The 14,100-nt window shown below is 35.3% G+C and carries 14 protein-coding genes; 6 read left to right on the top strand and 8 right to left on the bottom strand.

Going from position 1 to position 14,100, the window contains the following annotated elements:
• Window positions 1-33: 33 nt before the first annotated feature.
• Entirely contained in the window at window positions 34-633 is a 600-nt protein-coding gene (locus tag ATE47_RS18395) for an FMN-dependent NADH-azoreductase (protein ID WP_062163325.1), read from the top strand.
• A gap of 89 nt (window positions 634-722) precedes the next feature.
• On the opposite strand, the gene ATE47_RS18390 is transcribed toward ATE47_RS18395, so the two are convergent.
• From ATE47_RS18390 to ATE47_RS18370, 5 genes are all read right to left on the bottom strand, one after another.
• The gene (locus ATE47_RS18390) at window positions 723-1,418 is read right to left on the bottom strand and encodes a YjjG family noncanonical pyrimidine nucleotidase (RefSeq protein WP_062163324.1); all 696 of its coding nucleotides are present in this window, start codon (window positions 1,416-1,418) and stop codon (window positions 723-725) included.
• Window positions 1,419-1,618: 200 nt separating this feature from the next.
• Entirely contained in the window at window positions 1,619-2,209 is a 591-nt protein-coding gene (locus ATE47_RS18385; RefSeq protein ID WP_062163614.1) for an RNA polymerase sigma factor, read from the bottom strand.
• 196 nt (window positions 2,210-2,405) lie between these two features.
• Entirely contained in the window at window positions 2,406-2,897 is a 492-nt protein-coding gene (locus ATE47_RS18380; RefSeq protein WP_062163323.1) for a hypothetical protein, read from the bottom strand.
• Between the two features lie 81 nt (window positions 2,898-2,978).
• Entirely contained in the window at window positions 2,979-4,259 is a 1,281-nt protein-coding gene (gene metK / locus ATE47_RS18375; protein ID WP_062163322.1) for a methionine adenosyltransferase, read from the bottom strand.
• A gap of 233 nt (window positions 4,260-4,492) precedes the next feature.
• Window positions 4,493-5,443, bottom strand: a complete 951-nt coding sequence (locus ATE47_RS18370; protein WP_062163321.1) for a LysR substrate-binding domain-containing protein — start codon at window positions 5,441-5,443, stop codon at window positions 4,493-4,495.
• A 687-nt stretch (window positions 5,444-6,130) separates the two neighbouring features.
• Between ATE47_RS18370 and ATE47_RS18365 the strand changes: the two genes are divergently transcribed.
• The 5 genes from ATE47_RS18365 (at window position 6,131) to ATE47_RS18345 (ending at window position 10,397) form a co-directional block, all read left to right on the top strand.
• Window positions 6,131-7,618 (top strand): catalase, encoded by a 1,488-nt coding sequence (locus ATE47_RS18365; protein ID WP_062163320.1) that lies wholly within the window; start codon window positions 6,131-6,133, stop codon window positions 7,616-7,618.
• 105 nt (window positions 7,619-7,723) lie between these two features.
• Window positions 7,724-8,491 carry an enoyl-CoA hydratase-related protein gene (locus tag ATE47_RS18360; RefSeq protein WP_062163613.1) on the top strand — a complete coding sequence of 256 codons (768 nt, stop codon included), beginning with the start codon at window positions 7,724-7,726 and terminating at the stop codon, window positions 8,489-8,491.
• A gap of 49 nt (window positions 8,492-8,540) precedes the next feature.
• Complete coding sequence (locus ATE47_RS18355; protein WP_062163319.1) at window positions 8,541-8,963, top strand: deoxycytidylate deaminase; 423 nt, start codon at window positions 8,541-8,543, stop codon at window positions 8,961-8,963.
• 7 nt (window positions 8,964-8,970) lie between these two features.
• Window positions 8,971-9,885 carry a site-specific tyrosine recombinase XerD gene (gene xerD, locus ATE47_RS18350; RefSeq protein ID WP_062163318.1) on the top strand — a complete coding sequence of 305 codons (915 nt, stop codon included), beginning with the start codon at window positions 8,971-8,973 and terminating at the stop codon, window positions 9,883-9,885.
• Window positions 9,882-10,397, top strand: a complete 516-nt coding sequence (locus ATE47_RS18345) for an NUDIX hydrolase (protein WP_062163317.1) — start codon at window positions 9,882-9,884, stop codon at window positions 10,395-10,397. Before xerD ends, ATE47_RS18345 begins: the two co-directional genes overlap by 4 nt.
• Window positions 10,398-10,513: 116 nt before the next feature.
• Here the strand turns inward: ATE47_RS18345 and ATE47_RS18340 are convergent, their stop codons facing one another.
• From ATE47_RS18340 to ATE47_RS18330, 3 genes are read right to left on the bottom strand one after another with little or no spacing between them, the layout of a single operon-like run.
• Complete coding sequence (locus ATE47_RS18340; protein ID WP_062163612.1) at window positions 10,514-10,972, bottom strand: heme-binding domain-containing protein; 459 nt, start codon at window positions 10,970-10,972, stop codon at window positions 10,514-10,516.
• A 5-nt stretch (window positions 10,973-10,977) separates the two neighbouring features.
• Complete coding sequence (locus ATE47_RS18335; protein WP_062163611.1) at window positions 10,978-12,711, bottom strand: Ig-like domain-containing protein; 1,734 nt, start codon at window positions 12,709-12,711, stop codon at window positions 10,978-10,980.
• Between the two features lie 25 nt (window positions 12,712-12,736).
• Window positions 12,737-13,999 carry a serine hydrolase domain-containing protein gene (locus ATE47_RS18330; protein ID WP_062163316.1) on the bottom strand — a complete coding sequence of 421 codons (1,263 nt, stop codon included), beginning with the start codon at window positions 13,997-13,999 and terminating at the stop codon, window positions 12,737-12,739.
• Window positions 14,000-14,100 lie beyond the last annotated feature (101 nt).

Below are 14,100 nucleotides of genomic sequence, written 5' to 3'. Positions count from 1 at the left end.
GCTTCAGGAGGTATAAACACAATAAATAATAAAATGATGAAAATTTTAAATATAATTTCGAGCCCTGTTAATGGCACTTCAGCAAGTACAAAATTAGGGAATGCCATTGTAACTAAACTACAGGAAAAATACGCCGACAATACGGTTACTTTAAGAAATATAGCACAAGAGCCACTTCCTCACCTTGAAGAAATACAGATGACTTCCTTTTTTACTGCTGATGAAAAAAGAACACCGCAGCAGAAAGATGCATTAAAATTATCCGATAAAGTAGTGGACGAGGTAATGGATGCCGATGTCATTGTAATCAATGTTCCGATGTACAATTTTGGTATTCCTTCTACTTTAAAAACATGGCTGGATCACCTGATAAGAAAAGATATTACTTTCCAACATTCTACCAGCGGAATTCAGGGAATGGTGACCGGCAAGAAAGTATATCTGGCAATTTCTTCAGGAGGTATCTATAGTGAAGGCCCTAGAAAACATCTGGATTATACTGAAAATTATCTTAGATCCGTTCTTGATTTCATCGGCATTACTGATGTTACAGTTTTCAGGATAGAAGCACAAAGTAAGCCGGACTTAAAAGAAGAATATGCCGCAAAAGCGATGAAAAATATTTCAATATAAATAACAGAAATTCTTCAATTACAAGCTAAAAACACAAACACTGATGAAAATTTCTTGATGAGAAGCCTTATATGAAGGCTTCTTGTTTTTTATAAATATTCTTTAATCTGCAACAGATGTTTAATGACTTTTAATCCTTCTTCCTCCCTGTTCTCATTGAGAACATCAAAGAAAATAACATCCATTCCAAAACTTTGTGCGCCTACAACATCTGCAATCCAATCGTCCCCGATCAGAATACTGTTTTCTTTTTGGGCATCAGATAAGCCTAAAGAATATTCAAAAATTTTAGGATTCGGTTTTCTTACGCCAACAGAATCCGCGCTGGTGATGGTTTGAAAATATTTAGCAATTCCGGATAAAATGCATTTTCTCTCCGTTACTTCTTTGAAACCGTTGGAAATAATATGCAATATGTAGTTTTTAGCTTTAAGATATTCCAAAATATATTCTGCGCTTTCCACCAACTCATTATGATTAAGAATTTTATCTAAAAAATGCTCCTCAAAATACATTGACAGCTCTTCATCATCAATATTAAAATGTTTAAAAGTATCGTAAAAACGGTGCTTTCTCAGATATTCCTTACCAATAATCCCATCGCGGATTTTTTCCCAGAGCCTCTCGTTTATTTCATGATAAACGGAATGAAACTCCTCAAAATCAATAGCATATTTTAAAGTAATTTCTTCTTTTTCGAAAAGATCTTTGATAGTAAGGTAAGCGTTCTTGCGGTGATCCCAAATCGTATTGTCCAGGTCAAAAAAAATGTGCTGAATTTTCATACAGCACAAAATTAATTTTAATTTTTGGAAATCGGGTAACTCTTTCTCTCAGTTTTTACAACTTCAAGGTTCTTTGAAAAATTGAGCAAAAACTCAATCGTTTGTTTCTTAGGTTTCAAAGTTTTCACTTTTAAGGAATCATTTTTTCTCATAGGCGATGAATGTTTTTCCTTAAAACGAGAATTTCCCAAAATTATTATCTATCGTGTCAAGATAATATTATTTTCGTCCATGATTTTCCTCAGGTTTATCAACGCGTAACGTACTCTTCCCAACGTGGTATTGATGCTCATGTCTGTATGATCGGCAATTTCTTTGAAGCTTAATCCGTCAAAAAACCTAAGTTTGATGACTTCCTGCTGATTTTGTGGCAAAAATTGAAGCATTCTCATAAGATCTTCCTGGATCTGATTGCTTACCAACTGGTCTTCAATATTTTCCGAAGGTTCTCTTAATAGATCAAAAATAGAATATTCATCTGTTTCAAAAGTAGTTTCTGAAACTTTGATGTTTTTTGATTTTGATCTGAAATGGTCGATAATAAGATTGTGGGCGATTCTTTTTGCCCAAAGAATGAACTTTCCTTCTTCGTTGTAGCGTCCTTCCTTCAACATTACAATGATCTTCATGAATGTATCCTGGAATACATCATTGGCTAGATCTTCATCATTAATTTTGTAAAAAATGAATGTAAACAGTTCTCTCTGATGACGATGAATAAGGGTTGACAACGCCTCTTCGTCTCCTTTCTGGTAAAGGGAAATTAGTAAACTATCCGATTTTGATTTCATAACTTTTCTTCTCAATAAATATTTGCTGACAGTCATTCGTCCAGATATTTTATCTGGTGACAACTGTAAATACAAAACAATTCTTCAGAGTAAAGTCAAATCAATAGGCGGTACAATTTTATATGATGTAAATATAATAAAAAATTAATAACTGTTAACCAATTATTAATTTTTTACGAGAAAAATTTAAAATAAATCATTTAAACATGTCATGAATGAATACAGTAGGCACATTTAGTGTAAAATTAATATTTAAACCTTTTAGCTCTTTTCCATTTATTCCGCTGTCCCCGATAGGAAAAGCATAGCCGCCGGTGAGGTCTAATATGCCGAAAAGGGTAACGCCGATCTTCGGAGCAACATATTTATTGGTTCCTTCCGCACCGATTAAGAAATAATAAGAATGATAGAAGTCTACATTTTTTTCAAAATTTAACAAAACATCTGCTGATAATTTTGGCATTATGGCAAACTTGGAATTGGCTGAACCCATCAATGCAGAGCCTCCCAAGCGGTAAATCACATCATCGTTTTTCAGGAAAAGTAATTTCCCTCCCACTTCTCCAAAGCTTTGGTTTTGATAGGTATATCCTACACTTATCATTTTATGCATGGTATACTGAGCTTTAGCAAATATGCTTAGAAAGAATACGGAAAATATTGTAATCGCGAATCTGGCGTTCATCATCTTAAATCTATTTAGGTGTAAAATTAAAAAAAACTGCCTTACCGGAAAGATAAAGCAGTTATTTATTATTTAAGTCTAAAATTAAATTCCGAAAGCGGCTTTAATTTCTTCTACTTTGTCAAGTTTTTCCCATGTAAAGAATTCCAATCCTGTAAGAGTTAACTCGTTTTTCTGTCCTTTATTGAAGGTTTTGTCAGCTACATAATGCTCTCTTCCCATGTGGCCATATGATGCTGTATCCTGATAAATAGGATTTCTCAATTTTAAATTTTGTTCGATTGCGTAAGGTCTTAAATCGAAGATTGTAGACACTTTTTTCGCGATATCACCATCGTGAAGATCTACTTTTGCCGTTCCGTACGTATTGATATACAATCCGCAAGGCTCAGCAACTCCAATTGCATAAGAAACCTGCACCAAAACCTCATCAGCAACACCTGCAGCCACTAGATTTTTAGCAATATGTCTTGTTGCATAAGCAGCACTTCTGTCTACTTTTGAAGGATCTTTTCCAGAGAAAGCACCACCACCGTGAGCACCTTTTCCACCATACGTATCAACGATGATTTTTCTTCCTGTAAGACCTGTATCTCCGTGAGGACCACCGATTACGAATTTTCCTGTAGGGTTGATATGATATTTGATCTGATCGTTGAATAACACTTTTATTTCCTCAGTCTGTTGGGCTACAACTCTTGGAATCAAAATACTTTTGATGTCTTCACGGATTTTGTTCAGCATTTCTTCCTCAGCTCCGAAATCATCGTGTTGGGTAGAAACCACGATAGAATCAATCCTGATTGGTTTGTGATCATCAGAATATTCAATAGTTACCTGGCTTTTTGCATCCGGACGAAGGTATTTAATATCTGTATTTTCTCTTCTGATTGCAGAAAGTTCTTTAAGAATAGTATGTGCTAAATCCAGCGCCAAAGGCATGTAGTTCGCTGTTTCGTTGGTTGCATATCCAAACATCATCCCCTGGTCACCCGCACCCTGAGCATTTGCCTTAGCTTCAAAAGATTCGTCGGTTACCACTCTGTCAACTCCCTGATTGATATCCGGAGACTGCTCATGAATGGCAGAAATAACTCCACAAGAGTCACCATTGAACATGTATTCACCTTTCGTATATCCGATTCCGTTGATCACTTCTCTTGCGATAGTCTGTACATCAAGGTAGGCATCAGATTTCACTTCACCAGCCAAAACTACCTGCCCTGTTGTAACAAGTGTTTCACAGGCAACTTTTGAAGATTTATCGTAAGCTAAAAAGTGGTCGATTAATGCATCGGAAATCTGATCAGCGATTTTATCCGGATGTCCTTCTGAAACTGATTCAGATGTAAATAAATAAGACATATTATTCTTTGTTTTTTAGATTAAAATTGCGAAGAAAAATAAGAATAAATTGCCCGGAAAAGACTAAAAAAGATTACTGTTTTAGCATATTTTTATAGAGGTTGCAATCAGGTCAAATTTTTCCTCGTTCGTAAACGTTGGCAAATTTAAGTACTATTTTTTAATACTCAAAACTTTTGTTTACTAATTTTTATTTCTTTAAATTAATGGTTTATAAAGCGTTAACAACAAAGCTATTGTGGTTTTATGCTCACAAATTCTTTAGGACTTTCATGATAATTAAGCTTTTTCTCTAATGCAGCTCTGATAGAATGTGATAATTCATCAATAATTTTCTGCTTAAATGTCGGTTTGTAGTAAATAATACTTATTTCTCTGTATGGGAAAGGCTTTTTAAATCTGAAAACATTTTCTTTTTGGCGTTCAGAAAGCTGGCTCAATGCCAACTCAGGCAGGATACTGATTCCTCCCACTTTATCTACCATGTGTACCAACGTCTGGATATTTGAAGCTAAGAAATCCAGATTTTTAGGCTTCAAAGTATTTTCCTTCAGGTGACAGATATTTTCAAATTGATTTCTCAGACAGTTTCCTTCTTCAAGAAGCCATACTTTTTCTACATTTAATTCCTCAGGAACTACGTAAGAATTTTTCTTGTTGGCCTCAGTATCGGAGCTGTAGATCATCAATTCTTCATTAAAAAGGAAGTCCTGATAGAATTCATCAGCCGTATCATAAGGTGTAGAGATAATTCCGGCATCCAGCTCTCCGGCTTTCAATGCCTTAATAATATTATCCGTGGTCATCTCTTTTACATTCATCTGGATTTTCGGGTTGTCTTCCAAAAACTTAAAAATCTCAGTAGGTAAAATAAAAGAAGAAACGGTAGGGATGATTCCGATATTGATGGTGCCTCCTAAAATATTATTTAGCAGATTGGCTTTATTCTTCAGCTCATTGACAGACTCTATGATAACCTTTGCCTGATCGATGATCTGAAGGCCCACATCTGTGGTACGAATCGGGTGTGTAGTCCTATCGAAAACTTTCACATCCAGTTCATCCTCAAATTTCTGTATCATTGCACTTAGCGTTGGTTGTGTAATAAAACATGCCTGAGCTGCTTTACCAAAATGTTTGTACTTATCTACAGCGATAAGATACTCCAGTTGCTGAATGTTCATCTAATTAATATTATCTATTACAAAGATATGATGTTTTTGCTATTAGTAATTAAAAATTAAAGTAATTTTCACTGAAGCCTTTAGCAGTTTCAGTTTTTAATAATAATTCAAATAGATAATGAAAGGTAATGCCTATCAACAAGGATATGCAGTCATTTATTCATACTATACAATTATCTAATAATCAGCAGCAAACAATTTTAAAATAAGTAACTTTTTGGTGATTTATGTTTATTTATTCAAATATTAAGCTAAATTAGTACTCCATGAAAAAAATATCAATAATATAACATTTTAACTTATGGACTCAAAAAAACTAAACCAAGAAAGCAGCTATCCGCTTCATTACAATTTTAATGAAGCACAGGTAGAGATTAGAAGAAATTTGCAAAATGATTCTTTTGGATTATTTAATGACGTTATTTTTATAAACGGACATTACAGCCATGGCTGGATGATATAAAACGCCATATTACTATCAATGATTTACTTGATTATAAAAGATTATACACTTACGAATAGTTCAGACAGTTATAAACAAAGGGCCGGTAATGGCTCTTTTATTTTTACAATACTATAAGATTAATAAAATCTATTATACCTATACAAACCTCAAGTAAATTTGATATTTACTACCTTTACATCATCGAATGCAATTAAGAAATTATTCATACAAATCATAAGCATATGGATTCTAAAAAATTAACGTTAAGCAACGGCTCTCCTTACTTTGAACATCAGGATTCACAGACAGTCGGCCCAAGAGGCCCGGTTTTGTTGCAGGATTTTATACTTCAGGAAAATCTGGCGCATTTTGTAAGAGAAAGAATCCCTGAAAGGATTGTTCATGCAAAAGGAAGCGGTGCGTATGGAACATTTACCGTGACACACGATATCAGTCAATATACAAAAGCAAAACTATTTTCTAAAGTTGGAAACTCATGCAGGATGTTTGCTCGTTTTTCCACTGTTGGAGGCGAAAAAGGAAGCGCAGATACGGCAAGAGATCCTAGAGGTTTTGCTTTAAAATTTTATACAGAAGACGGAAACTGGGATCTGGTAGGAAACAATACCCCTGTTTTCTTTATTAAAGATGCTAAAAAATTTCCAGATTTCATACATACCCAAAAAAGAGTTCCGAAAACGAATCTGAAAAGCGCAACCATGATGTGGGATTTCTGGAGCCTAAATCCGGAATCTCTTCACCAGGTTCTTATTTTAATGTCGGACAGAGGAACACCTTACGGATACAGGCACATGCACGGTTTCGGATCTCATACGTATTCCATGATTAATGATAAAAATGAAAGAGTTTGGGTAAAATTTCATTTCGTTACAAAACAAGGGATAAAGAATTTCTCAAACGAAGATGCCGTAAAAATGGCGGGAGAAAACCCGGATTTTGCACAGGAAGACCTTTGCAATGCCATTGAGAACGGAGATTTCCCGAAATGGACCATGTATATCCAGATAATGACAGAAGAGCAGGCAAGAGATTTCAGATGGAACCCTTTTGATGTTACGAAAGTGTGGTTTCATGAAGATTTCCCAATGATCGAAGTGGGAGAAATGGAATTGAATGAAGTTCCTGTCAATTATTTTGCTCACGTTGAACAGTCTACATTTTCACCAAGCAATTTAATTAACGGAATCAGCTTTTCACCGGATAAAATGCTTCAAGGCAGATTATTTTCTTATCCCGACGCCCACAGATACAGGGTTGGCGTAAATTCTCACCTGTTGGAAGTGAACAGATGCCCTTTTGCGGTTAATAATTACCAGCGAGACGGTTTTATGGCAGATTCAAGCCAGTATCAGGACAAGCCGAATTATCACCCGAATAGTTTTGACGACATTAAGCCGGATCCTTCCTATAAAAATTATGAATATGAATTAGACAGCGCCCATGTGTCCAATTACAACAGAAATGAAAACGATGATGATCATTATACTCAGCCAGGATTATTATATTCAAAAGCGATGAGTCCGGAAGACAGGCAGAATCTTGTTACAAATATTGTTGGAAGCATGAACCAGATCAACGGCCCGAAGAAAGATGAAATCATCAATCGTCAGCTGTGTCACTTTTTCAGAGCAAATATTGAGCTTGGCATGAAAGTGGCATCTCAACTGAATGTCGTTATCGATGCAAATATGATGAATCATTCCAAATAATTATATTGAATAACAATAATTTCAATAATAAAGGAAAAAAAGTTAATATTTTTCCTTTTTTTTGTAAAAAATTTATAATTTGCACAAATAATATTAATGCTGAAAATGAGTTACGAGAATATATTATTAAATAAAGAAGATAAAGTATCTACCATTATAATAAACAGACCTGAAAGTTTAAATGCATTAAATGCTCAAACGATTAAGGAAATAAGTTCTGCACTGGAAGAACTCAATTCAGACATTTCTTGTAGAGTGGTTGTTATTACAGGAAGCGGAGAAAAGTCTTTTGTTGCAGGAGCAGACATTAAAGAATTCAGTGATTTCGGACAGGAGAAGGCAGAAGAATTGGCCAGAAACGGACACAACACTTTATTCAACAAAATTGAAAATATGACCAAGCCTGTGATTGCAGCCGTAAACGGTTTTGCTTTAGGCGGTGGTCTTGAGCTTGCTATGGCATGCCACATCAGATATGCATCGGAGAATGCAAAATTGGGTCTTCCGGAAGTGACTTTGGGATTAATTCCTGGTTATGGAGGAACTCAAAGGCTTCCGAAGCTTGTAGGAAAAGGTATTGCCAATGAAATGATCTTCTCAGCCAAAATGATTACTGCTCAAAAAGCAAAAGAAATCGGGTTGGTAAACGAAGTGTTTCCTATTGAAGAATTATTAACCAAAACAAAGGAATTAGCAAACGTAATTGCCCACAACTCACCAATGGCAATTTCTAAGGCAATTCGCGCAGTGAATTTATCAGATACGGATAAAGGCTTTGAAGCCGAGATTAAATATTTCGGAGAAGTTTTTGAACTTGATGATAAAAAAGAAGGAGTAACCGCTTTTATTGAAAAAAGAAAGCCAAACTTCTAAAAATTATCCACCTTAAACAAATTATTTCGAAACAAAACAATGCTGCGGTATGAATAAGTTTGACAAAGCTTATCTTAAAATGGCTCAGGAATGGGCAAAACTTTCCTACTGTAAACGAAAGCAGGTAGGAGCTCTTATCGTAAAAGATAGGATGATTATTTCAGATGGTTACAACGGTACTCCCTCAGGATTTGAAAACTGCTGTGAGGATGATGACGGGAAAACACACTGGTATGTACTGCATGCAGAAGCCAATGCGATCTTAAAGCTGGCCGCATCTACACAATCTGCAAAAGGTGCGACCTTGTATTTGACACTTTCGCCCTGTAAAGAATGCAGCAAGCTCATTCTACAGGCAGGAATTACAAGGCTGGTGTATATTAATGAATATTCGGACGAAGACGGAATATCGTTCCTTAGAAACCATAACATTGAAATAGAACAAATTTCGGATATTGAACTAAAAAAATAACACAACAATGACTTGGGATGAAAAAATTAAGGATTTTGAAATCTTTCTTCGATTCGAAAGAAATTTTTCAGAAAACACACTCGACGCCTACATTCGGGACATCAGAAAATTAAAAGAATACGCAGAAGAAGACCTGGAAAACATCGGCCCGGATTCCATCGGCTATGAAAATCTACAGGAGTATATCTTCAACCTTTCCAAACAAAAATTCAGCGAAAGATCGCAGGCAAGATGGATCTCTTCCATTAAAGCATTCTTCAAATATCTTTTGGAGGATGAATATCGTGATGACAATCCGGCCTCTTTGCTGGAAGGCCCCAAGTTGGGATTGTACCTTCCGGATACCTTAAGCCTTGTAGATATCAACAAGATTATCAGTGCTATAGAGATAAATTCTGATCTCGGAAAGAGAAATCAGTGCATTATCGAAGTATTGTACGGATGTGGGCTTCGTGTTTCGGAACTGATTGATCTTAAAATTTCTAATATTAATTTTAGAGAACAATATATCAAGGTAAATGGAAAAGGAAATAAAACCCGTTTCGTTCCTTTGGCTGATTATACTGCAGAATTGCTGGAAGGCTATATTCAGGAAACCCGTTCTAAAAATAAAATTAATAAAAAGTATGAAGACACCCTATTCCTCAACAGTAGAGGAACATCGATGTCCAGAGTAATTGTATTTTTAATTATTAAAGAACTGACTGATAAAGCGGGTGTAAGCAAGAAAATCTCGCCACACACATTCAGACATTCTTTTGCTACCCATTTGCTTCAAAACGGGGCGGATCTTCGTTATATTCAGGAAATGCTGGGTCACTCAAGCATCACTACAACGGAAATCTACACCCACCTGAAAACCGAAGAACTTCGTGATGTGATCCTGTCATATCACCCGAGAAATATTAATATTGCTCAATGAAAATATTGAAATATTGCCCAAGCTGCGGCAAAGAATCTCTGAATTGGGATGGCGAAAAAAAATGGAGCTGTCCCAATTGCAATTTCACATTATACAACAACGTAGCCGGAGCTGTGGCTGTCGTGATCAGGCATAATGATGAAATCTACCTTACCAGAAGAAACAGAGACCCGAAAAAAGGCAAACTTGATCTTGCCGGAGGTTTTGTAGATCCTAAGGAAAGTGCAGAAGAAACATGCAAAAGAGAGCTTTTTGAAGAATTGCAGCTTGATATCGATATTTCAAATTTAAAATACTTAACAAGCCTTCCAAACGTCTATCAATATAAAGAGATTGATTACAATACAATTGACCTTTTTTATGAATATAATGTTTCCGAGAAGTTTGAAGTAAATCTTGAATTATCTGAAATTTCAGAAGCGGCATGGATTCCGTTAAAAGAATTGAATCTTGATGATCTTGCTTTTGATTCCCAAAAAAGGTTTTTTGAAGGGTATTTGAAAAATATTTAAATTATTTTGCCACAGATTTCAAAGATTTGCACAGATGATTGCGCATATTTTCTTATAGAAAGTTAAACGTAAACATCTGTACAAATCTTTGAAATCTGTGGTTAATTTTATTTGAATTAATAAGTTTTAGACTTCAGCATCTCCTCAAAATAGGTTGTCAGTAACACTCTTTCGGCTTCCGAGAGATTGGCTTCTTTGTGATAAACAATATAAGCCGGCATTGGCATCGTTTTATTCTGAATGGTCTGAATAGAATTACTCAGCATACTTTCCTTTAATTCTTTATTATAAGTTTCCCAAACAGAAAAATTCAGATGCTCCCTTCCTTCGTTGATATGGCTTTTCACCGACCATGAGATGGGTGCAATATAAGCGTATTTCGGGTATACCGTTTCATTGGAATGGCAGTCATAGCAAGCTCCTTTTATCAGTCCTCTGATTTTTTCAGGAGTATTTTTAGCATCAACAAAATTTACTTTGTGATCAACAGGCAGATTTACTTTATCCGTGGGAATAAACTGAATTAAGGCAAAACCTAATAAGCTCCAAAAAAGGATTTTTTTAAACGTTTTCATTGGCATTACCTTGTTGGTGTCAACACGGCATCATTAGTCTTTAAATCCATTTTCTTTGTATCCTGCTGCTGAGTATTCGTATTTGTCTTCGGCAAGCTTAGTTTTGAAGTATCCAAAGCTCTTGTATCTTTCAGATCCCAGTTTTCATTACTGTCCCAAAGCGGTCGTACAACCACTACCTTATAATAGATGTAAGAATCTTCCGCAAATATATCATTCTGGAAGTCAGCTTCATCCCAATATTTATTTTCATTGTTATCCACCAAAATCCTTACAATATATTCTCCAGGCTTCAGAATATTAAACTTAACCTCATCACCTTTTGTGTATTTTTGGAATAAGACTTTATCAGAAGTATCAACCAGCTGAATCCAGTAGCTTGAAGACGGCGCATTTTGCAGTTTAAATGTTAAGCTTCCGAAATTTTCAATTTTATCAACTTCAAAATCAAAACGTTTGGACTGTGTATTCTTGGCATAAAAAGATGAAACCGTTTCTTTCGGAACTGTCAGCTGATATTTTTTTCCTGATACAAAATCTGATTTTACCAAAATCTGATAAGGATTCGTCTCAGAAATATTTGCTGTGAAAGGGACTGTATTTATTGTATCACCTTCCATTCTCAGAGCCCATTTATCCGGATTGATTTTATCTAAATAATAATTCGAGCTTATCTTGAAATCTGCTTTTGGAGCCAACATTCCCCCGCCATTATCACTGTTGATATCCATGGCGTTTTTCGTATTGTACTTATAAAATACTGAAACGGTATCCTGTTTATTGTCTGCATTGTAGCTGAATTTTAAATTTTCGGTTACCGTTTGCCCAACATTACTTTTCACCGCATCAAACCAGATATTTACAGAATCAGATTTTGGGCGATGTGTTGCTTTAATATTCTGGAGCTTTTCATTAATGGAAAGCACTTTTACATCACTAGGTTTACCTTCAAAAGTCATTAAGATACCACCAGGAGTTTCTTTCATTTCGACATATTTTAAAGGCTTTTTGGATGGAAATAATTTTAAATTTAACCCTGAAACAGACTTTTCAACAACTACATGCTCTTTCTGGAAACCTACCTTTTCTTTTCCGGGATCGTACATTGAGTTTCCGTTCTCGTCGTCAAAAGCGATAATCTTATATTGTCCCGGAGACAGATAATTCAGTTCATAATAGCCATCCTCATCCACTTTTGTGATGTAGTAAGGCTTCTGCTTGTAATTAATAGTATCTTTTACCTGATACAGCCCGACAACAAATTTGTTTTCAGTAGTATTTTTTATAGATAATGCATCTTTGACGTCTCCACTGATGTAGAGATCATCAAGTTTTTCACCTGTGGAAAAAGCGAAATTGAAATAACGTAAAATATTAGCTTCATTATTATCGGCAATGGAGTTCCCGAAATTGAAATTATATGTCGTATTCGCCTGCAATGTATCCGTCCATTGAATTAAAATAAATTTATTCGCAATATTGGAAGGAATAATTCTTTTAATATTTTTAATAGGCGGGGAAATAATCAGGTTTTTGCTGACATCTTTCAGCGTTATATATTCGTCAAAATCAATACGGAGCTCTTTGATATCTCTTGGAACATTAATTCTTGTCGTATCAATATTTGAGCTTAAAAATTTGGGGGCCAATGTATCTTTTGCTCCACCAACAGGGGAACCAACTCTTGCACAAGACTGCAAAAGAAAACCAATGACAAATATTAGAAGAAGTCTTTTCATGAATATGTTTAAGCAAAAATAAACATTATTCTCCATAAACCTCGTTATGACCGTTCAAAGTATCCTTATCATCGCTCATAATGCTGTGAAGCTTGTCTTTCTGAGGTGGAAAATCTTCAAACAACCCGGACAGAGCCAATGCAGTATATACTCTGTTTGAATATTTGTTTCCGATGGCCACAATCGTTACTTTTGATTTTAACAAATGAGCAAAAACAGAATTAGTTCCATGCCACCACCCGTTGTGATACGTCAGCTTTTCACCGTTATCAAAAATTTTCATCCTGAAACCAAGCCCGTAATTATTTGTCCCGAATTTTTCATTGCTGTAAGGCGTAAAAACCATTTCCATAAGTTCCGGCTTTAAAAAATCCTTAGAATACATCGCTTTTGAAAAACTATATAAATCTCTTGGTGTTGTATAGACATTTTTATCACCATAGATAAGATCCAGCCTGTCCAGAGGATACAACCTGTTTCCACCGTAATAGAAAGATTGAGAAGCCGTCGGGATATCTTTTTCCTGGAAAATAAAGGAGTTTTTCATTTTCAGCGGATCAAAAATCATCTCTTTCATTGCCTGAGGAAAAGGAACTTTCGTTACTTTTTCGATCAATAAAGCCAGCATGGCAAAATTCGTGTTGCAATACATAAAGCCGGTATCGGTATCTCTGGCCAAATCAGGTTTATATTTAATGATCATATTTAAAACATCCTGATTTGTAATAAAAGTCTTTGAAAGCTCTGCCGGAGCGGGTTGTATTTTGGTAATAAAATATTCGTATTTCGGAAGGCCGCTTCTTTGAGATAATAAATTTTTTACCGTAACATCTGGGTAAGGAAACCCGGGAAAAAACTGGGTCAGATGATCTGATAATTTTATTTTTCCGGCTTCCACTAATTTCAGCATAGCCATTGCCGTCAACGTTTTTGAAACTGAAGCAACGTGCAGCGGTGTATTTTTATTAATCGTTTTTTGGTCACCTTCTCTGGCAAAACCTCTGTAATTTTCATAAAGAATGTCATCTCCTTTTGCAACTAAAACTCCGCCGCTAAGATTACTCCCTTCCCAAACCCTTTTATAATACTGATCAATGTATCGTACCAAAGAAGCTTTGTCAGAAAGTTCGCTATCTCCTTTTGTGAAAACAGTACTCAAATCTACGTTCCCGTAATTAGGAAGACCGGTCGCACTTCCGGCGACAGTATCTTGATTTTCAGAGTTTTTTTTACAGGAAAAAAGGAATAAAAAGACAGTTAAAAAAAGTACAAAATTACGCTTCTTCATGAGTTTCGAAAATGAGCGGCAATTTAATAAAACTCAAAATAATTATTATATATTGAGTGCGAATTATGAATTATTTAACATAAAAGAACGAAATAGCGAAT

The sequence above is a fragment of the Chryseobacterium sp. IHB B 17019 genome (genome assembly GCF_001456155.1).
Classification (GTDB): domain Bacteria; phylum Bacteroidota; class Bacteroidia; order Flavobacteriales; family Weeksellaceae; genus Chryseobacterium.
Note: the sequence above shows the minus strand (reverse complement) of the source record. Positions and strands in the feature narration are given on the sequence as shown.